At 68.4% G+C, this 19,891-nt stretch carries 16 protein-coding genes, 1 tRNA gene and 3 pseudogenes; 18 read left to right on the forward strand and 2 right to left on the reverse strand.

What is annotated here, in order from left to right:
• Nucleotides 1–144: 144 nt before the first annotated feature.
• From ndk to x551_RS09105, 17 genes and pseudogenes are all read left to right on the forward strand, one after another.
• Nucleotides 145–570, forward strand: a complete 426-nt coding sequence (gene ndk, locus x551_RS09025; protein WP_011829595.1) for a nucleoside-diphosphate kinase — start codon at nucleotides 145–147, stop codon at nucleotides 568–570.
• Nucleotides 571–617: 47 nt separating this feature from the next.
• Nucleotides 618–1,802 (forward strand): 23S rRNA (adenine(2503)-C(2))-methyltransferase RlmN, encoded by a 1,185-nt coding sequence (rlmN, locus tag x551_RS09030; RefSeq protein ID WP_036230136.1) that lies wholly within the window; start codon nucleotides 618–620, stop codon nucleotides 1,800–1,802.
• Nucleotides 1,799–2,632, forward strand: a complete 834-nt coding sequence (gene pilW / locus x551_RS09035; protein ID WP_231497530.1) for a type IV pilus biogenesis/stability protein PilW — start codon at nucleotides 1,799–1,801, stop codon at nucleotides 2,630–2,632. The genes rlmN and pilW overlap by 4 nt, the downstream gene beginning before the upstream one ends.
• On the forward strand, nucleotides 2,625–3,539 hold the full coding sequence (locus tag x551_RS09040; RefSeq protein WP_011829592.1) for a RodZ domain-containing protein: 915 nt from the start codon (nucleotides 2,625–2,627) through the stop codon (nucleotides 3,537–3,539). Before pilW ends, x551_RS09040 begins: the two co-directional genes overlap by 8 nt.
• Nucleotides 3,536–4,834 carry a flavodoxin-dependent (E)-4-hydroxy-3-methylbut-2-enyl-diphosphate synthase gene (gene ispG / locus x551_RS09045; protein ID WP_051495559.1) on the forward strand — a complete coding sequence of 433 codons (1,299 nt, stop codon included), beginning with the start codon at nucleotides 3,536–3,538 and terminating at the stop codon, nucleotides 4,832–4,834. The genes x551_RS09040 and ispG overlap by 4 nt, the downstream gene beginning before the upstream one ends.
• A gap of 77 nt (nucleotides 4,835–4,911) precedes the next feature.
• A pseudogene (gene hisS / locus x551_RS09050) lies at nucleotides 4,912–6,242 on the forward strand (histidine--tRNA ligase).
• A 49-nt stretch (nucleotides 6,243–6,291) separates the two neighbouring features.
• On the forward strand, nucleotides 6,292–6,978 hold the full coding sequence (locus x551_RS09055; RefSeq protein WP_036230135.1) for a tetratricopeptide repeat protein: 687 nt from the start codon (nucleotides 6,292–6,294) through the stop codon (nucleotides 6,976–6,978).
• On the forward strand, nucleotides 6,978–8,087 hold the full coding sequence (bamB, locus tag x551_RS09060) for an outer membrane protein assembly factor BamB (RefSeq protein WP_036230134.1): 1,110 nt from the start codon (nucleotides 6,978–6,980) through the stop codon (nucleotides 8,085–8,087). Before x551_RS09055 ends, bamB begins: the two co-directional genes overlap by 1 nt.
• A 17-nt stretch (nucleotides 8,088–8,104) precedes the next feature.
• A pseudogene (gene der / locus x551_RS09065) lies at nucleotides 8,105–9,444 on the forward strand (ribosome biogenesis GTPase Der).
• Nucleotides 9,445–9,515: 71 nt separating this feature from the next.
• Complete coding sequence (gene hfq / locus x551_RS09070) at nucleotides 9,516–9,761, forward strand: RNA chaperone Hfq (protein WP_036230128.1); 246 nt, start codon at nucleotides 9,516–9,518, stop codon at nucleotides 9,759–9,761.
• A 70-nt stretch (nucleotides 9,762–9,831) separates the two neighbouring features.
• Nucleotides 9,832–11,076 (forward strand): GTPase HflX, encoded by a 1,245-nt coding sequence (gene hflX, locus x551_RS09075; RefSeq protein ID WP_036230127.1) that lies wholly within the window; start codon nucleotides 9,832–9,834, stop codon nucleotides 11,074–11,076.
• A complete protein-coding gene (hflK, locus tag x551_RS09080; RefSeq protein WP_011829584.1) occupies nucleotides 11,073–12,380 on the forward strand; it encodes an FtsH protease activity modulator HflK in 1,308 nt (435 codons plus the stop codon). Before hflX ends, hflK begins: the two co-directional genes overlap by 4 nt.
• A gap of 14 nt (nucleotides 12,381–12,394) precedes the next feature.
• Nucleotides 12,395–13,284 (forward strand): annotated as a pseudogene (gene hflC / locus x551_RS09085) (protease modulator HflC).
• A 35-nt stretch (nucleotides 13,285–13,319) separates the two neighbouring features.
• On the forward strand, nucleotides 13,320–13,508 hold the full coding sequence (locus x551_RS09090) for a DUF2065 domain-containing protein (protein ID WP_036230126.1): 189 nt from the start codon (nucleotides 13,320–13,322) through the stop codon (nucleotides 13,506–13,508).
• Between the two features lie 80 nt (nucleotides 13,509–13,588).
• Nucleotides 13,589–14,752, forward strand: a complete 1,164-nt coding sequence (locus x551_RS09095; RefSeq protein ID WP_036230124.1) for an ATP phosphoribosyltransferase regulatory subunit — start codon at nucleotides 13,589–13,591, stop codon at nucleotides 14,750–14,752.
• Nucleotides 14,753–14,790: 38 nt separating this feature from the next.
• Nucleotides 14,791–16,137 carry an adenylosuccinate synthase gene (locus x551_RS09100; protein WP_036230153.1) on the forward strand — a complete coding sequence of 449 codons (1,347 nt, stop codon included), beginning with the start codon at nucleotides 14,791–14,793 and terminating at the stop codon, nucleotides 16,135–16,137.
• 21 nt (nucleotides 16,138–16,158) lie between these two features.
• A complete protein-coding gene (locus tag x551_RS09105) occupies nucleotides 16,159–16,680 on the forward strand; it encodes a phosphoribosyltransferase family protein (RefSeq protein WP_011829579.1) in 522 nt (173 codons plus the stop codon).
• Nucleotides 16,681–16,745: 65 nt separating this feature from the next.
• Here the strand turns inward: x551_RS09105 and x551_RS09110 are convergent.
• Nucleotides 16,746–16,830, reverse strand: a tRNA-Leu gene (locus tag x551_RS09110).
• A gap of 74 nt (nucleotides 16,831–16,904) precedes the next feature.
• On the opposite strand from x551_RS09110, the gene rnr reads away from it, so the two are divergent.
• Nucleotides 16,905–19,139 carry a ribonuclease R gene (gene rnr / locus x551_RS09115; RefSeq protein ID WP_036230123.1) on the forward strand — a complete coding sequence of 745 codons (2,235 nt, stop codon included), beginning with the start codon at nucleotides 16,905–16,907 and terminating at the stop codon, nucleotides 19,137–19,139.
• 27 nt (nucleotides 19,140–19,166) lie between these two features.
• On the opposite strand, the gene x551_RS09120 is transcribed toward rnr, so the two are convergent.
• The coding region (locus x551_RS09120; protein ID WP_036248229.1) for an NAD(P)H-hydrate dehydratase at nucleotides 19,167–19,891 on the reverse strand (725 nt) is incomplete at its 5' end.

Genomic DNA, 19,891 nt, shown 5'->3' on the forward strand with positions numbered 1-19,891 from the left:
GTGGGCGCGGAGGCCAGGGGGGGTCGTGGGGGGCGGCGGTGGGGGCCGCGGACCGCGCCGCTGAGGCTGCGAGCGACATCGAGGCGCCGACCTCAAGCGCTACAATTCAAGGTTCTGCTAAATCATTGATTCCGGAGAATAAATATGGCGATCGAACGCACCTTGTCTATCATCAAGCCTGACGCCGTTGCCAAGAACGTGATCGGTCAGATCTATGCCCGTTTCGAGGGCGCGGGCCTGAAGATCGTGGCGGCCAAGCTGGTTCACCTGTCGCGCGGCGAGGCCGAGCAGTTCTACGCCGTGCACAAGGCCCGGCCTTTCTTCAAGGACCTGGTCGAGTTCATGATCTCGGGCCCGGTGATGATCCAGGCGCTGGAAGGCGAGGGCGCGATCGCCAAGAACCGCGAGCTGATGGGCGCGACGGACCCGAAGAAGGCCGAGAAGGGCACCATCCGTGCCGACTTCGCCGACAGCATCGACGCCAATGCCGTGCACGGCTCGGACGCGCCGGAGACCGCCGCGGTCGAGGTGGCGTTCTTCTTCCCGGGCATGAACGTCTACAGCCGCTGAACGACTGCGGGGCGCCTGGCGCCCCGACGGTCCGATCGGTGCAAGCCATGACTGCGGCCAACCTGCTCGAATTCGATCTCGACGCGCTGGCCGCTTTCTGCGAGCAGCTCGGCGAGAAGCGTTTTCGCGCCACTCAGCTGTTCCGCTGGATCCACCAGAAGGGCCAGAGCGACTTCGCTCAGATGTCCGATCTGGCGAAGTCGCTGCGCGAGAAGCTAGCGGGGCGGGTGGTGGTCCGGCCGCTCGCAGTGCTGAGCGAGCACGTGTCGGCCGACGGCACGGTCAAGTGGCTGTTCGACGTGGGCGGCGGCAATGCCGTCGAGACGGTGTTCATCCCCGAGGACGATCGCGGCACGTTGTGCATCTCGTCGCAGGCCGGTTGCGCGGTCGGTTGCCGCTTCTGCTCGACCGGTCACCAGGGCTTCAGTCGCAACCTGTCGACCGGCGAGATCGTTGCCCAGCTCTGGCATGCCGAGCACCAGCTGCGCGCGCGGCTGGGCACGACCGAGCGCGTCATCAGCAACGTCGTGATGATGGGCATGGGTGAACCGCTGCAGAACTACGCCGCGCTATTGCCGGCGCTGCGCGTGATGCTCGACGATCACGGCTACGGCCTGTCGCGTCGCCGTGTCACGGTATCGACCTCCGGTGTGGTGCCGATGATCGACCGCCTGCGCGAGGACTGTCCGGTGGCTCTGGCAGTGTCGCTGCATGCGCCGACCGACGCGCTGCGCGACGATCTCGTGCCGCTCAACCGCAAGTACCGGATCGCGGAGCTGCTCGAGGCCTGCCAGCGCTACCTCGAGGCGGCGCCGCGCGACTTCATCACCTTCGAGTACTGCATGCTCGACGGCGTCAACGACAGTGAGGCGCAGGCGCGCGAACTGTTGCGCCTGGTGGGCGAACGCGGGCCGGTGGGGCGCGTGCCCTGCAAGATCAACCTCATCCCGTTCAACCCGTTCCCGGCCTCGGGGCTGACGCGTTCGTCAGTGGCGCGCGTGCAGGCCTTCGCGCAGCTGCTGGTCGACGGGGGTCTGGTCACCACGGTGCGACGGACTCGCGGCGATGACATCGACGCCGCCTGCGGCCAACTGGCCGGCGAGGTACAGGACCGCACCAATGCGCAGGCACGGATGCGGCGTGCGCCGATCGCCATCCGGCCGATCGACAGCGCGGTGCAGCGCCGGGCCGACGCTGCACCATCGGGTTCAGCCACGGAGACGACACGATGATGCGGGACGGATGGGTGAGGGACGCGATGCGAGGACTGCTGCTGGCGACGCTGTTGTGTGGCGCGGTCTGGAGCGTTGCCCAGGCGCAGGGCCGGCCCAACGACTTCGGCCGCAGCAGTTCCACCGCCGGTGCCGGCACGGACGAGGAGTCCGACTCGGCGAAGCGCGCGCGCATCCGCCTCGACCTTGCGGGGGCCTATTTCTCCGAGGGGCGTTTCGACAATGCCCTGTCGGAGGTGAAGCTGGCGCTGGCCGCCGACCCCAATCTGCCGCAGGCGCTGAACCTGCAAGGCCTGGTGCTGGCCGCGCTGGGCGAGGAGCAGAAGGCCGAGGACAGTTTCAAGCGCGCACTGCAGCTGGCATCCACCGACGGCGACGTGATGCACAACTACGGCTGGTTCCTGTGCCAGCGTGGCCGCTACCCGGAGGCGGGAAAGCTGTTCGAGCGCGCCGTGGCGACGCCGCAGTACCGCACCCCGAACCGGACTTTCCTGGTGCAGGGGATCTGCGAGGCACGCGCCGGCCAGCTGGACCTGGCCGAGCTGACGCTCAAGCGCGCCTACGAACTCGAGCCGGCCAACCCGGCGATCGCGATGAACCTGGCCGACGTGCTGTACCGACGTGGCGAGTACGAGCGGGCGCGCTTCTACGTGCGCCGCGTCAACAACAACGCCGAGTTGCGCAGCGCCGAGACGCTGTGGCTCGCCGCCCGCATCGAGAACCGCCTGGCCAATCCGCAGGGCGTTCGCGATCTGGGCAACCAGCTGCGTGCGAGCTACCCCACGTCGCGCGAGGCGGCGTCGTTCGAGCGGGGGATGTTCGATGAGTGAGGGGACGGTCGACGCCGGCCCGCCGGCCACGACGGCCGGGAAGCTGCTGCGCGCGGCGCGCGAATCGCAAGGGATGCACCTCGCGGTGCTCGCAGCCTCGCTGAAGGTCTCGCCGCAGAAGCTGGAGGCAATCGAGAACGACCACCCAGAACAGCTGCCCGATGCCACTTTCGCGCGTGCGCTGGCGCAGAGCATGTGCCGCGCACTGAAAATCGATGCCGAGCCGGTGCTGTCGCTCCTGCCTACGGCCGCGTCGGCCGGCCGTGGGCTCGATCACGTGGCGCGGGGCCTCAACCAGCCCTTCCACGATCGCGGCGTGCCAAGCGACGGTGACGAGTGGCAGCGCTTCCTCAGCCCACCGCTGATCGCGGCCGCCGTCCTGGTGCTGGCAGCGGTGGCCGTCTACCTGCTGCCCGTGGGCTGGGTGGGTCGGCTGCTGCCGACCGATCCAAGCGCCTCGGCAGTCCCGGAGATCGCCGCCAGCAACCCGATCGATACAGGCGTTGCCGTGTCCTCGACGACGTCGATCGCGCCCGAGTCGGCATCGCCCGCGCTGGCGGGAGCGTCGGCCGTCGGGTCGTCCGAGGCCGAGGCTGCAGCACCCGGTTCGGCCGTGATCGACACGGTGTTCTCGGCTCCGGTCGGCACCGCAGCCTCGGCATCCGCGGCCGGCGGCCTGCTGACCATGCGGGCGGTGGCGGAATCCTGGGTCGAGGTGCGTGATGCGAAGGGGCAGGTGCTGCTGTCGCGCACGCTGGCGGCCGGCGAGGCGGCGGGTCTGGACGGCCCGCTCCCGCTGCGCGTGACCGTGGGAAATGCCGAAGCCACCCAGATCGTCTTCCGCGGCCAGCCGGTCGCATTGAGCGAGTCGACGCGCGACAACGTCGCGCGCTTGGAGCTGAAATGAACAGGCCAGTAGCGTCCGCAGGGACCCGCAGTGACGCCGAAGCGATCGACGTGGCGCAGCCTGCCGCGCGCCGTTCGCTGCAGGCGCGTGTCGTCTGGGGCAGCAATGTCGTGACGGTCGGTGGCGACGCCCCGGTGCGCGTGCAGTCCATGACCAACACCGACACGGTGAATGCGATCGAGACCGCGATCCAGGTCAAGGAGCTGGCGTTGGCGGGCTCGGAGTTGGTGCGCATCACGGTCAACACGCCGGAGGCGGCGCAGGCCGTGCCGCACGTGCGCGAGCAGCTAGACCGCATGGGCATCTCGGTGCCGCTGATCGGCGATTTCCACTACAACGGCCACCGCCTGCTGACCGAGTTCCCGGACTGCGCGGCCGCGCTGTCGAAGTACCGCATCAATCCCGGCAACGTTGGCAAGGGCGACAAGCGCGACCGGCAGTTCGCGATGATGATCGAGGCCGCGATGCGCCACGACAAGCCGGTGCGCATCGGCGTCAACTGGGGCAGCCTCGATCAGGAACTGCTGGCGGCTTTGATGGATGAGAACGCCGCCCGCGCCCGGCCCTGGGACGCGAAGCAGGTGATGTACCACGCGCTGATCAGCTCGGCGCTGCAGTCGGCCGCATATGCGCGCGAGCTGGGCATGGACCCGTCCCAGATCCTCATCAGCTGCAAGGTCAGCGGCGTGCAGGACCTCGTGAGCGTCTACCGCGCACTGGCGCGACGGTGCGATTACCCGCTGCACCTCGGGCTCACCGAAGCCGGCATGGGCACCAAGGGCACCGTGGCGTCGACCGCGGCGCTGGCGATGCTGCTGCAGGACGGCATCGGCGACACCATCCGCGTCAGCCTCACGCCGCAGCCGGGCGAGGCCCGCACGCAGGAGGTGGTGGTGGCGCTCGAGATCCTGCAGTCGCTCGGCCTGCGTGCCTTCAATCCCAGCGTCACCGCCTGCCCGGGCTGCGGCCGCACCACCAGCACCACCTTCCAGGAGCTGGCCAAGCAGATCGACGACTTCCTGCGGGCACAGATGCCGGTCTGGAAGGCGCGTTACCCGGGCGTGGAGAACATGAAGGTGGCGGTGATGGGCTGCATTGTCAACGGGCCTGGCGAGAGCAAGCATGCCGATATCGGCATCAGCCTGCCCGGCACCGGCGAGGCGCCTGCCGCGCCGGTGTTCATCGATGGCGAGAAGGCGATGACCTTGCGCGGCGAGGGCATCGCGCGCGAGTTCCAGAACGTCGTCGAGCACTACATCGAGCGCCGTTACGGCAGCATCACCGCCGCGCATTGACGCGGCGAGCCGGCGCACCCCTCGGGTGTGCCCAGCGAACCGGCCGCGGCCGGCCTGAATCCTTGTGGGCATCGACCATGGCAGAACAACAGAAAGCCGCCAAGACGGAGACTTCGCCGCTGCGTGCGGTCAAGGGCATGAACGACCTGCTGCCGCCCGAATCGGCACGCTGGGAATGGTTCGAGGACGCGGTGCGCCGCGTGATGCAGCGTTACGGCTATGCCGCGATCCGCACACCGATCGTCGAACCGACGGCGCTGTTCGTGCGCGGGCTCGGCGAGGTGACCGACATCGTCGAGAAGGAGATGTACTCCTTCACCGACAGCATGAACGGCGACCAACTCACACTGCGCCCGGAAGGCACGGCCGGCGTGGTGCGGGCGGTGACCGAACATTCGCTGCTGTACGAGGGCGGCAAACGCCTCTACTACCTGGCGCGATGTTCCGCCACGAGCGCCCGCAGAAGGGCCGCTACCGCCAGTTCCATCAGGCCGGCGCCGAGGCGCTGGGCTTTCATGGCCCGGACGTCGATGCCGAGCTGATCCTGATGTGCCGCGCGCTGTGGCGCGAGCTCGGGCTGATCGAAGGCCGTGATCTGTGGCTGGAGATCAACAGCCTGGGGCAGCCCGAAGAGCGGCGTGCCCACCGGGCGGCGCTGATCGCGCACCTGGAGGCGCACGCCGACCTGCTGGACGATGACGCGAAGCGCCGCCTGCACAGCAACCCGCTGCGAATCCTCGACACCAAGACGCCGGCGATGCAGGCTGTGGTGGACGCGGCGCCCCGGCTCATCGACTTCCTCGGCGAGGCCTCACTGGCGCATTTCGATGCCGTGCGTGCGGTGCTGGATGCCGCCGGTCTGCCCTACCGCATCAACCCGCGGCTGGTGCGCGGCATGGACTACTACAACCTCACCGTGTTCGAGTGGGTCACCGATCGCATGGGCGCGCCCCTGACGGTCGGAGGCGGTGGCCGTTACGACAGCCTGATCGAGCAGCTCGGCGGCAAGCCGGCGCCAGGCGTCGGCTGGGGCCTGGGGATCGAGCGCCTGTTGCTGCTGCTGGACGCGGTCGGCGTCGTGACGCCGCCGCGGCTGCCGGACGCCTACGCGGTGCTGCCTGCCGCTGCCGCGCTGCCGACGGCGATGGTGCTGATCGAGGCCCTGCGCGCCCACGGCGCCAGCGTCATCCTGCATCCCGCCGGCAAGGACGGGCCGGCCAGCATGAAGTCGCAGTTCAAGAAGGCCGACGCCAGCGGCGCCCGCCATGCGCTGGTCTTCGGCGCCGACGAGCTGGCGCAGGGCATGGTGGCGCTCAAGCCGCTGCGTGCCGGAGAGGGCGCGGCCACCCAGGTACTGCGCCCGCTGGCCGATCCGGCGGCCTGGGCCGGCGAATTGCTCCGTTCATAATCCCGGCTTCGCGCCCCGCACGCCGCGCAGCCTCTCACAAAGCATCCGCATGGCCACCCATCTCGACCTCCAAGAACAAGAACAGCTCGACTCGATCAAGCACTTCTGGAAGCAGTACGGCAACCTGATCACCTGGGTCCTGATCATTGCGCTCGGCGGTTTCGCCGCGTTCAACGGCTGGCAGTGGATGCAGCGAGACCGATCCGTGAAGGCCAGCGTGCTGTTCGACGAACTCGACAAGGCCGTGATCGCCGGCGACACCGACAAGGCCGCCCGCGTGTTCTCCGACATGAAGGATCGCTACGGCTCGACGGCGTTCGCTGGACAGGCCGGCCTGCTGGCGGCGAAGGCGCAGTTCGAGAAGGGCCAGAACGACGCGGCGCGGGCCAGCCTGGAATGGGTGATCGGCAACGCGAGCGACAAGGAGTACGCGGTGCTGGCGCGCCTGCGCCTGGCCGGCGTACTGCTCGACGAGAAGAAGTACGACGAGGCGCTCAAGGCACTGCCGACCGATCCTCCGCAGTCCTTTGCAGGGCTGGCGGCCGATCGCCGCGGCGACATCCTCACGGCGCAGGGCAAGCCCGCCGAGGCGCGTGCCGCCTATCAGGCCGCGTTCGATGCGATGCCGCCGACGCTCGACTACCGTCGGCTGGTCGAGGCCAAGCTGACCGCGCTGGGCGCCGCTGAGGCGCCCGCTGCGGCGGCCTCAGCGGCTGCGACGGGAGCGTCGAAGTGATGCGCCGCCTTGCCGCCGCGCTGCTCGTTGCCGGCCTGGCCGCCTGCTCCAGCGGGCCCGAGAAGCCCAAGCCGACACCACTCGAGCCGCTCAAGGCGCAGATCGCCGGCCGGCAGGTGTGGACGCAGGGCCTGGGCAGTGTGGACTTTCCCCTGCGCATCGCCACCGGCGCCGGTGCCGTGGTGCTGGCCAGTTCCGATGGTCGCGTCGTCGCCCTGGCGGCGGACACCGGCCGCGAGCTCTGGCGCGGCGATGCCGACGGCAAGCTCAGCGCCGGCGTGGGCAGCGACGGGCGCTACGCCAGCGTCGTGACGACCGGCAACGAGCTGGTCGTGCTCGACAGCGGAAAGCCGCTGTGGCGCACGCGCCTGACCACCCGTGTCGTGACACCGCCGCTGGTGGCGGGCGAGCGCGTCTTCGTGCTCGGCATCGACCGCAGCGTGCAGGCCTTCGACGTACTGGATGGCCGCAAGCTGTGGGTCCAGCAGCGCCCCGGCGATCCGTTGACGCTGCTGCAGCCCGGTGTGCTGCTGCCGTGGAAGGACACGCTGGTGGTCGGCCAGGGTCCGCGCCTCGCCGGGCTCGACCCGCTGCGCGGCAGCGTGCGCTGGGACACCACCGTCGCGTCGCCGCGCGGCACCAACGAGGTCGAACGGCTGGCCGACCTCGTCGGGCCGGCGGCGCGCGTCGGCGACGCAGTCTGCGTGCGCGGCTTCCAGGCCGCGGTCGGTTGCGTCAACGTCGAAGGGGGCACCCTCGGCTGGGCCAAGACCACCGGCGGGACCCAGGGCGTGGCGGCCGACGAGCAACTGGTGTTCTCGGCCGATGCCACCGACCGCATTACCGCCTGGAAGCGCGCCAGCGGCGAAGTCGCATGGACCTCGGAGCGCATGCTCCACCGCGGCCTCAGTTCACCGTTGGTGGTGGGTCCGACGCTGGTGTTTGGAGATTTCGAGGGCCAGGTGCACTTCCTCGATCGCAACAACGGCCAGCCGCTGTTGCGCTTGCCCACCGACGGGCAGCCCATCATCGGTGCCCCGGTGAAGGTCGGCACCACCATCGTCGCGGTGACCCGCCGCGGCACGGTGTTCGCGTTCCGGCCCGAGTGAGTGCGATCGGAACCTGAATGAAACCCGTCCTGGCGCTCGTGGGGCGCCCCAACGTCGGCAAGTCGACGCTGTTCAACCGTCTGACGAAGAGCCGCGACGCGATCGTGGCCGACTTCGCCGGCCTGACCCGCGACCGCCATTACGGTGATGGGCGGCTCGGCGAACGCGAGTTCATCGTCGTCGACACCGGCGGCTTCGAGCCCACGGCCGAGAGCGGCATCTACAAGGAGATGGCCAAGCAGACGCGCCAGGCGGTGGCGGAGTCCGACGTGGTCATCTTCGTGGTCGACGTCCGCGCCGGCGTCACCGGGCAGGACCATGACATCGCACGCTACCTGCGCACTGCCGGCAAGAAGGTGCTGCTCGCTGCCAACAAGGCCGAGGCATGCTGGAAGGCATCCAGCTGGCCGAGTTCTACGAGCTCGGCATGGGCGAGCCGCTGGCGGTGTCGTCGGCACACGGGCAGGGCATCCGCAGCCTGCTGACGGCGGCGCTGGAGGACTTTGCGTTCGACGAGCCCGACGATCTCGCGCTCGACGACCCAGATCGGCCGATCCGCCTGGCGGTAGCGGGTCGCCCGAACGTGGGCAAGTCGACGTTGATCAACACCTGGCTCGGTGAAGAGCGGCTGGTGGCCTTCGACCTGCCCGGCACCACACGCGACGCCATCAGCGTTCCGTTCGAGCGCAATGGCCAGAAGTTCGAGTTGATCGACACTGCCGGCCTGCGTCGCAAGGGCAAGGTGTTCGAGTCGATCGAGAAGTTCTCGGTCGTCAAGACGCTGCAGGCGATCGCCGACGCGAATGTCGTGCTGCTGTTGCTCGACGCGACCCAGGGGGTGACTGACCAGGACGCCCACATCGCCGGCTATATCCTCGATTCCGGCCGTGCCGTGGTGCTGGCGGTGAACAAGTGGGACGCGGTCGACAGCTACCAGCGCGAACTGCTGCAGCGCTCCATCGAGCAGCGGTTGGCGTTCCTGAAGTTCGCGCCGGTGCTGCACATCTCCGCCATCAAGCGCCAGGGCCTGGGGCCGGTGTGGAAGGCGATCGCCGACGCGTGGGCCTCGGCCACCAAGAAGCTCGCCACGCCGGTGCTGACGCGGGTGCTGCTGGAGGCGGTGCAGTTCCAGCAGCCCAAGCGCGCCGGCGCCTTCCGACCCAAGCTGCGCTACGCCCACCAAGGCGGGCAGAACCCGCCGGTGATCGTGATCCACGGCAACTCGCTGGAGCATGTGACCGACGCCTACAAGCGCTTCCTGGAGGGGCGTTTCCGCAGCCACTTCCAGCTCAGCGGCACGCCGATGCGCATCGAGATGAAATCGTCACGGAACCCCTTCGCGGAGAAGGACTCGTAGTCTGAGGGCGTCGCCGGCTGGAGCCTGTGATACCTTCCATCCTCCAACAGCTTCACAACACGGACGATATCGTGAGCAACAAAGGGCAACTCCTACAAGACCCGTTCCTGAACCTGCTTCGCAAGGAGCACGTTCCGGTCTCGATCTACCTCGTGAACGGCATCAAGCTGCAGGGGCACATCGAGTCCTTCGACCAGTACGTGGTCTTGTTGCGCAACACCGTGACCCAGATGGTCTACAAGCACGCGATTTCCACCGTCGTGCCCGGCCGGGCCGTGAATTTCCAGGCCAACGACGCGCCGGAGTCGGCGGGCTGAACGGCTCGATGGACTCCCGGCATCCGTCTCGTCGCCTGACCGCCTGCCGCCAGACCCTGGTGGTTTCAGGTTGAGCGCGTCCACCGCCGTCAACGAGGCCAGGGCGGTGCTGGTCGGTGTCGACCTCGGCGCCGGCGCCTCCTTCGACGCCACCCTCGACGAACTGGCGCTGCTGGCCGAGTCGGCCGGCGACACGCCGGTGGCGCGCCTGATCGCTCGCCGCAAGGCGCCCGACGCCGCACTGTTCCTCGGTTCGGGCAAGGCCGACGAGCTGAAGGCGCTGGTGGCCGAAAGCGGCGGCCAGTGCGTGATCTTCGATCAGGCCTTGTCCCCGACGCAGCAGCGCAACCTGGAGCGCCATCTTGGCGTCGAGGTGCTCGACCGAACCGGCCTGATCCTCGAGATCTTCGCCGCGCGCGCTCAGAGCCACGAGGGCAAGCTGCAGGTCGAGCTCGCGCAGCTGCAGTACCTCAGCAACCGGCTGGTGCGCCGGTGGACCCACCTCGAGCGCCAGCGCGGCGGCGTGGGTCATCGTGGCGGTCCGGGCGAACGCCAGATCGAACTCGATCGCCGCATGATCGGCGAGCGCATCAAGGCGCTCAAGGCGAGGCTCGACAAGGTGAAGCGCCAGCGCGGCACGCAACGGCGCTCGCGCGAGCGCGCCGGCACCTTCCGCGTCTCGCTGATCGGCTACACCAATGCCGGCAAGTCCACGCTGTTCAACGCGCTGGTCAAGGCCCGCAGCTACGCCGCCGACCAACTGTTCGCGACGCTCGACACCACCACGCGGCAGCTCTATCTCGAGGACGCGCAGCGCTCGGTCAGTCTGTCGGACACCGTGGGCTTCATCCGCGATCTGCCGCACACGCTCGTCAAGGCCTTCGCCGCCACGCTGCAGGAGGCTGCCGATGCCGATCTGCTGCTGCATGTGGTCGACGCTTCGAGCCCGGTGCTGGCCGAGCAGCGGGTCGAGGTGGAGCGCGTGCTCGCGGAGATCGACGCGGCCGGTATTCCCCAGATCCTGGTCTACAACAAGCTCGACCAGCTCGACGAGGAGCAGCGGCCTCGCGTGCTGGTGGATCGGCTCGAACTCGACGGAGGACGCCGCATCCCGCGCGTCTTCGTCAGTGCCTTGCGCGGTGTGGGGCTCGCCGAGCTGCGGGCGCTGGTGAGCGAGGCGCTGCTCGCCGACGGTGGCGAGGCGGGTGCGCCCGGTGCCTCGGTCTCCGACGCGCCGGTGCGCGACGACGCCGACGCCGCGCTCTCCGATCACGATCCTATTCCCGCCTCCGTCTTGCTCCAACGACACGCATGAATACCTATAACGATGCAGGCGCAGCGCGCCCGCGGGGACGCCCCGCACTCCTGGTCGAGGCCCTGGCGCTGCTGTGGTCCGGCGCCGTGCGCCGCGCCGTCTGGCGCGCGCGTGGGGAGCGGCTGCTGGCGACCGGCGGCCGCAACGACGGCCCGCCCGATCTCGACGAGCTTTGGCGCGACTTCAATCGTCGCCTGAGCGGCCTGTTCGGTGGCAAAGGGGGTGGGAACAGTCCGCAGCCCGACGGCGGTGGCGCCAGCTCGCCACCGCCGGACCTGCGCAGCGCCGGTATCGGCATCGGCTTGATCGGCGCGGTCGTGGCGCTGATCTGGCTGGGCAGCGGCTTCTTCATCGTGCAGGAAGGGCAGCAGGGCGTCGTGATGTCCTTCGGCCGATACAGCCACACGGTCGAAGCCGGCTTCCAGTGGCGTTTCCCATACCCGTTCCAGTCGGCGGAGGTGGTGAACGTGACGCAGTTGCGGTCGGTCGAGGTCGGGCGCAATTCGGTGGTGCAGGCCACCGGGCTGCGGGACTCGTCGATGCTGACCCAGGACGAGAACATCGTCGACATCCGCTTCACAGTGCAGTACCGCCTGAAGGATTCGAAGGACTACCTGTTCGAGAACCGCAATGCGGACGAGGCGGTGGTGTTAGCCTCCGAATCCGCAGTGCGCGAGATCGTCGGTCGCAGCAACATGGACTCGGTGCTGTACGAGCAGCGCGATGCCATCGCGACCGACCTCGTCAAGTCCATCCAGGCGCAGCTCGATCGTCTGAAGACCGGCATCCTGATTTCCAACGTCAACGTGCAGAGTGTGGCGCCGCCCGAGCAGGTGCAGGCGGCGTTCGACGATGCCGTGAAGGCCGGCGCCGACCGCTCGCGCTTCAAGAACGAGGGCCAGGCCTACGCCAACGACGTGATCCCGAAGGCGCAGGGCACGGCCTCGCGCCTGCGCGAGGAGGCCGAGGGCTACAAGGCGCGCGTGATTGCGCAGGCCGAGGGCGATGCATCGCGCTTCAAGCAGGTGCTGACGGAGTACCAGAAGGCGCCGGCCGTCACGCGCGATCGTCTCTATGTGGACACGATGCGAGAGGTGTACTCCAACGTCAGCAAGATCATGATCGAGTCGCGCACCGGCTCTAACCTGCTGTACCTGCCGCTCGACAAGCTGATGCAATCGGCCGGGGCGACCGCCGCGGCCGCACCGGCGCCCGCGCTGCCGACCACCGAAAGCACCGGCACGTCACAGAACGATGTGCGATCGCGCGACAACCAGCGTTCGCGTGAGCGCGAAAGCCGTTGAGGAGAACAACAAGAATGAATCGCATCGGTCTGATCGTGGCGAGCGCTCTGCTCGCATTGATGATTGCCTCGAGCACGCTGTTCGTCGTCGACCAGCGGCAGTTCGCCGTGCTGTATGCGCTGGGCGAGATCAAGGAAGTCATTGCCCAGCCGGGGCTGAAGTTCAAGCTGCCCCCGCCGTTCCAGAACGTGGTCTTCCTCGACCGCCGCATCCAGAGCCTCGACAGCCTGAAACGCGGCCGGTATTCACCGCCGAGAAGACCAGTCTGGTGATCGACTGGCTGGTGAAGTGGCGCATCAAGGACCCGCGACAATTCATCCGCAACAGCGGCATCGATGCGCGCAATGTCGAGGCGCGGCTGGCACCGATCGTCCAGGCCGCGCTGAACGAGGAGGTCACCAAGGTCAGCGTGCGCCAGGTGCTCTCGACCGAGCGCGACAAGGTCATGCAGGGCGTGCTGCGGCGGTTGTCGGACGACGCCACGAGCTTCGGCATCGAGGTGGTTGACGTGCGGATCAAGCGGGTCGACTTCGTCGCCAACATCACCGAGGCCGTCTACCGCCGCATGGAGTCGGAGCGCAAGCGCGTCGCCAACGAGACCCGCTCCACCGGCCAGGCCGAAGGCGAGCAGGTGCGTGCCGACGCCGACCGGCAGCGCGAGGTCATCGTCGCCGAGGCCTACCGGGATGCACAGAAGGTCAAGGGTGACGGCGATGCCAAGGCTTCGGCCCTGTATGCCGAGGCCTTCGGTCGCGACCCGCAGTTCGCGCAGTTCTATCGCAGTCTCGAGGCCTATCGGGCGAGCTTTCGCAGCAAGACCGACGTGATGGTGGTCGAGCCCGAGAGCGAGTTCTTCCGCGCGATGCGAGGTGAGGGCGGGCCATCCTCCTCCCGTGCCAGGTGAGTCCGGGCTGACGGCGCGTTGCCGCAGGAGCCGGCATGTGGGACACGCTGTTCAGCGCGCTGGCGCTGATGCTGGTCTTCGAGGGGCTGCTGCCTTTCCTGAGTCCGCAGCGCTGGCGCCGGGTGTTCGAGCAGGCCACGCGGCTGAGCGACGGGCAACTGCGTTTTCTTGGCTTGACCAGCATGCTGGGCGGGCTGGTGGTGCTGCTGGTTTTGGCAGGCTGATCATCGTTCGCGCAGGTCAATCGCGCGCGAATGCTGCTGGGGGCGCCGGTACAATGCGGTTTTAACCCCGCAGGCTTTTCATGACCTCTGCTTGGCTGCTGCCCGAGCACATTGCCGATGTGCTGCCCTCCGAGGCGCGGCGCATCGAGGAATTGCGGCGCACCGTACTGGACGCGGCCCGCGTCTACGGCTACGAACTGGTGATGCCGCCCTTGCTCGAGCACCTCGAGTCGCTGCTGACGGGCACCGGGCACGAACTGGATTTACGGACCTTCAAGCTGGTCGATCAACTGAGCGGCCGCACGCTGGGTCTGCGTGCCGACACCACGCCCCAGGTGGCGCGCATCGACGCGCACCTGCTCAATCGCGATGGCATCACGCGCCTGTGCTACTGCGGCCCGGTGGCGCACACGCGGCCGGCCGGACTGCACGGTAGCCGGGAACCGCTGCAGTTCGGCGCCGAACTCTACGGTCATGCCGGACTCGAGGCCGATCTCGAGGTACAGGATCTGGCGCTCGACAGCTTGCGTGCCGCGGGTGTCCCGGGCCTGGTGCTCGACTTGGCCGACGCCCGTATCGTGCGCGGCCTGCTGGCCGGTGTCGCTTGCGACCCCGCGCGTCTGAACCATGTGTACGCGGCGCTCGCTGCCAAGGACGGCACGGCGCTGCAGGCGCTTGGCAGCGGATTCACCGCCGAGGTGCGGCAGGGGCTGCAGGCACTGACCTCGCTGTACGGCGATGGAGAGGTGCTCGACATCGCGGCAGCGCGGCTGCCTCAGCGTCCACTGATCACGGCCGCGCTGGCCGACCTGCGACGCCTGGCCGCGCACGCCGCGATCGCGCATCCCGACGTGCGGGTCGGCTTCGACCTTGCCGACCTGAGCGGCTACGCCTACTACAGCGGCGCGCGCTTTGCCGTCTACGGCGCCGGGTCCAGCGACTCGCTGGTGCGCGGCGGGCGCTACGACGAGGTCGGTGCGGTGTTCGGCCGCAACCGGCCAGCGGTGGGCTTCAGTGCCGATCTCAAGGAAGTGGTGCAACGTGCCTGCCCCGATGGGCGCCGGGCTGCGGTGCGTGCGCCCTGGGGTGAGGAAACCGGGTTGCGCGCCGCCGTCCGCGCCCTGCGGGCTGGCGGCGAGACCGTGGTGTGCGTGCTGCCGGGACATGAGCACGAGGTCCAGGAGTTCGACTGCGACCGCGAGATCGTGCAAAAAGGCGGCCAATGGGTCGTCCGGCCGCTGTGAAGCCAGCGACCGAGAGCCATCAGATTCAGGACAAGACAATGCAAGCAGCGAGCAAGGCCGGTCACAACGTCGTGGTGGTCGGGACCCAGTGGGGCGACGAGGGCAAGGGCAAGGTGGTCGACTGGCTGACCGACCACGCAGCGGCGGTGGTGCGCTTCCAGGGCGGCCACAACGCCGGTCACACGCTGGTGATCAAGGGCAAGAAGACTGCGCTGCAGCTCATTCCGTCGGGTGTGATGCGCGACGGCGTGGCCTGCTACATCGGCAACGGCGTGGTCGTCGATCCGGCCCACCTGCTCGGCGAGATCGAGCGGTTGGAGGCGGCCGGCGTCGAGGTGCGTTCGCGGCTGTTCATCAGCGAGTCGTGCCCGCTGATCCTGCCGTTCCACGTGGAGGTCGACAAGGCCCGCGAGGCGCTGCGCGAGAGCTCGGGGGCCGGCAAGATCGGGACGACCGGCAAGGGCATCGGCCCGGCCTACGAGGACAAGGTCGCACGGCGCGCGTTGCGCGTGCAGGACCTGAAGCACCCGGATCGCTTCGCGAAGAAGCTGCGCGACCTGCTCGAACTTCACAACTTCGTGCTGCAGGGCTTCCTGAAGGCGGAGGCGCTCGAGTTTCAGCCGATCTTCGACCATGCAATGAACGTCGCCGAGCAGCTGAAGCCCATGCTGGCCGATGTCGGCGTGCGCATCCACGAGACCAACCTGGCCGGCGGCAGCGTTCTGTTCGAGGGTGCGCAGGGCACGCTGCTCGACATCGACCACGGCACCTACCCCTACGTCACGTCGAGCAACTGCGTGGCCGGCAATGCGGCGGCCGGGTCCGGCGTCGGCCCGGACAAGCTGCACTACATCCTCGGCATCACCAAGGCCTACACCACACGCGTGGGCTCGGGCCCGTTCCCGACCGAGCTGCCGATGGACGAGCCGGGCACGGTGGGGCACCATCTGTCGACGGTCGGTCAGGAGCGGGGCACCGTCACGGGCCGCCCGCGGCGCTGCGGCTGGCTGGATGCGGCGGCGATGAAGCGCTCGATCCTGATCAACGGCCTCACGGGCCTGTGCATCACCAAGCTCGACGTGCTCGATGGCCTGACCGAGATCAAGATGGGCGTGGGCTACGAACTCGATGGCCGGCGCATCGACATCCTGCCGCTCGACGCCGACGAGATCGTGGCCTGCAAGCCGGTCTACGAGAGCTTCCCGGGGTGGACCGGCAGCACCGTCGGCACGACGCGCTGGGACGACTTGCCACTCAATGCCCGCCGCTATCTCGAGCGCGTGCAGGAGGTCATCGGCGCGCCGATCGACATGGTGTCGACGGGGCCGGATCGCGAGCACACCATCCTGCTACGCCACCCCTACCAGCTGATGCGCCAAAGGTAGACACCACGGGAACCACGCCACATGCTCACCGACGACGGCAAGCACCTCTACGTCTCCTGGGACGAGTACCACCTGCTGATCGAGCGCCTGGCACTGAAGGTGCACAACTCGGGCTGGGCGTTCGACCAGATCCTGTGCCTGGCGCGTGGCGGCCTGCGGCCCGGCGACATGCTGTCGCGGGTGTTCGACAAGCCGCTGGCCATCATGTCGACCAGTTCCTATCGCTCGGACGCCGGGACCATCCAGGGGCGGCTGGACCTGGCGACCTACATCACCCTGCCCAAGGGCGAACTGGCCGGCCGGGTCCTGCTGGTCGACGACCTCGCCGATACCGGGGTGACACTGAAGGCGGTGGTCGATCGCCTGCGCGGCATGCCCTCGATCAGCGAACTGCGTTCGTCCGTGATCTGGGTGAAGGGTGTGTCGAGCTACACGCCGGACTACTATGTCGAATCGCTGCCGACCAGTCCCTGGATCCACCAGCCGTTCGAGGATTACGACAGCCTGCGGCCCGACGGGCTCGCGAGGAAGCTGGCGGTTTGAGAGGTCACGCACCATCGACCGCGGAAAACAAAAAGGCCAGCGCGCTGCGCTGGCCTTTTATGATTTGGTGCCCAGGAGAGGACTCGAACCTCCACGATGTTACTCGCTAGTACCTGAAACTAGTGCGTCTACCAATTCCGCCACCTGGGCTAGGTACCGAAGCCGGAGATTTTAGCATCAAGAACGAAGACAAGACAAGCAGCGCCTCACTCGGTGCTGCGCTAATGAGTGAGGTCGAGGGTATCGTCCAAGGCCACCGCGACGGGCACGGCTTCGTCCAGCGCGACGACGGCGAATCCGACATCTATCTGTCGCCGCAGGAAATGCGGGCGGTTCTGCACCGCGATCGGGTCCGCGTGCGGGTGATCCGCTATGACCGCAAGGGCCGGCCTGAAGGGCGGGTGCTCGAGATCCTGGAACGCCGCAAGGCGCCGATCATCGGTCGCCTGCTGCACGAGAGCGGCATCTGGCTGGTCGCCCCGGAGGACAAGCGCTACGGCCAGGACATCATGATCCCGAAGAATGGCATTGCCAATGCCAGCGCGGGTCAGGTGGTCGCGGTCGAGCTGACCGAGCCGCCGTCGATGCATTCGCAGCCACTGGGCCGCGTGACAGAGGTGCTCGGCGAGATCGACGACGCGGGCATGGAGATCGAGATCGCGGTGCGCAAGTACGAGGTGCCGCACCGCTTCTCGGCCGAAACGCTGGCGCAGACGGCCAAGCTGCCCGACAAGGTGCGGCCAGCCGACAAGAGGCAGCGCATCGACCTGACCGACGTCCCGCTGGTCACCATCGATGGCGAGGACGCCCGGGACTTCGACGACGCCGTGTACTGCGAGCCGGTCACGATCGGCCGCAAGACCAAGGGGGCGGCGCCGAACGGCTGGCGCCTGATCGTCGCCATTGCCGACGTGAGCCACTACGTGAAGCCCGGCGAGTCGCTGGACGACGATGCCTACGAGCGCGCGACCTCGGTCTATTTCCCGCGGCGCGTGATTCCGATGCTGCCGGAGAAGCTCAGCAACGGGCTGTGCTCGCTGAATCCCAACGAGGACCGCCTCGCGATGGTGTGCGACATGGTGGTCGATGCCGCAGGCGAGGTACACGCCTACCAGTTCTTCCCGGCCGTCATCAACTCGCATGCGCGCTTCACGTACACGGAAGTCGCGACGATCCTCGCCAACACGCGCGGGCCCGAGGCGCAGAAGCGCAAGGAGTTGGTGCCGCACCTGCTGCACCTGCACGAGGTGTATCGCGCCCTGCTGAAGGCGCGCGCCACGCGCGGCGCGGTCGACTTCGAGACCACCGAGACGCAGATCGTCTGCGATGAGAACGGGCGAATCGAGAAGATTGTGCCGCGCACACGCAACGACGCACACCGCCTGATCGAGGAGGCGATGCTGGCGGCGAACGTGTGCTCGGCCGATTTCATCGCGTCACACAAGCACGCTTCGCTGTATCGCGTGCACGAAGGCCCGACGCCCGAGAAGCGCGCGATCCTTCAGACCTATCTGCGTGCGCTCGGCCTCGGCTTGTCGATCGGCGACGATCCCCGGCCCGGTGAGTTCCAGGCGATCGCGCAGGCGACGAAGGACCGCCCTGACGCCACCCAGATCCACTCGATGCTGCTGCGCTCGATGCAGCAGGCCATCTACACGCCGACCAACAGCGGTCACTTCGGCCTGGCCTATCCGGCCTACACCCACTTCACCAGCCCGATCCGCCGCTACCCGGACCTGCTGGTGCACCGTGTGATCAAGGCTCTGCTGGGCAGCAAGAAGTACCACCTGCAGGTCACCGAGCTCGCCAGCTCAGCCGTCCACACGCGCAAGGTTCGGCCGACCGCGGCCTCGAAGGCGCAGCAGGCCAGCAAGCTGGTCGTCAAGCAGACCGCCGAGGCGATGGCCTGGGAAGCGGCCGGCGCGCACTGCAGCGCGAACGAGCGGAGGGCCGACGAGGCGTCGCGCGATGTCGAAGCTTGGCTGAAATGCAAGTTCATGCGTGAGCACCTCGGCGAGGAGTTCGGCGGCGCGGTCACCGCAGTCACGACCTTCGGGTTGTTCGTCACGCTCGACGAGCTTTACGTCGAGGGCCTGGTGCACATCACCGAACTCGGCGGAGAGTACTTCCGCTTCGACGAAGCGCGACAGGAGCTGCGCGGCGAGCGCACCGGCGTGCGCTACGTCGTCGGCAGCCGGGTGCGGGTGCAGGTGAGCCGCGTCGATCTCGACGGGCGCAAGATCGACTTCCGACTGGTCCACGAATCGGGGCTGAACCCGCGGGCACCGCGTGACAAGGCGGCTTCGGCCGTCGAGGAACTGCAGGTCGTGAAGGACGTCGACCGCGAGCACAAGCGGGCGACCAAGAAGGCGGTCAGCAAGACTCCCCGCAAGCCTGCGCGCAGCGCTGGGGCGGACACCGCGGCAGCGCCGCGCAAGTCGAAGCGTTCGAGGCGGTAGGCCCGATCCACTGAGTCGCTGCGGCGCTCAGCGCCGCAGCTGAGCAATCAGCGCGCTCGCGGCCAGCGGCCCGGGACGCGCCTGGTGTGCGCACCAGACGTCGGCCGCGGCGCCATGGGTGTGCGTGCCCAGCAGCGCGGCGCTTCGTGCTGACAGGCCTTGCGCCCAGAGCCCGCCGATCCAGCCCGCCAGCACATCGCCGGTTCCCGCCGTGGCCAGCGATGCATTGCCGCTGGCGTTGATCAGCGTGGTTTCCCCAGGCGCCGCGATGACGCTCCCCGATCCCTTGAGGACGACGGTGGCGTGCCATCGCTGCGCGAGCCGCTCCGCGGCCGACAGCCGGGCGGACTGGATCGCGGCAGTCTGCAGACCCAGCAGCCGGGAGGCCTCGAGGGGGTGCGGCGTCAGCAGCGTGGCGGCGCGCCTGCGGCCGGCACGCATTTCGAGCAAGCGAGCGAGCGACGGGTCGGCGGCCACCGCGTTCAGCGCATCGGCATCGAGCAGCAGGCGTCCGGCACGGGCGATCAGGCCCGGGAGGTGCTCACGCACCGCGTCGCCGCCACCGCAGCCGCACACCACCGTGGCGTTCTCGAGAGGCGTGCGGGCATCGTGCAGTGCGGTGAGCGGCCGGTGCATCAACTCGGGGTGCATGGGATCGAGCGCCGGTGACTGCGGATCGAGCGGCACCAGGTGCACACGGCCAGCGCCGGCGGCCAGCGCGGCCCGTGCCGCGAGCAGCGCGGCCCCCGACC

This window comes from Methylibium sp. T29 (genome assembly GCF_000576205.1).
In the GTDB taxonomy this organism is placed as follows: Bacteria; Pseudomonadota; Gammaproteobacteria; order Burkholderiales; family Burkholderiaceae_C; genus Methylibium; species Methylibium petroleiphilum.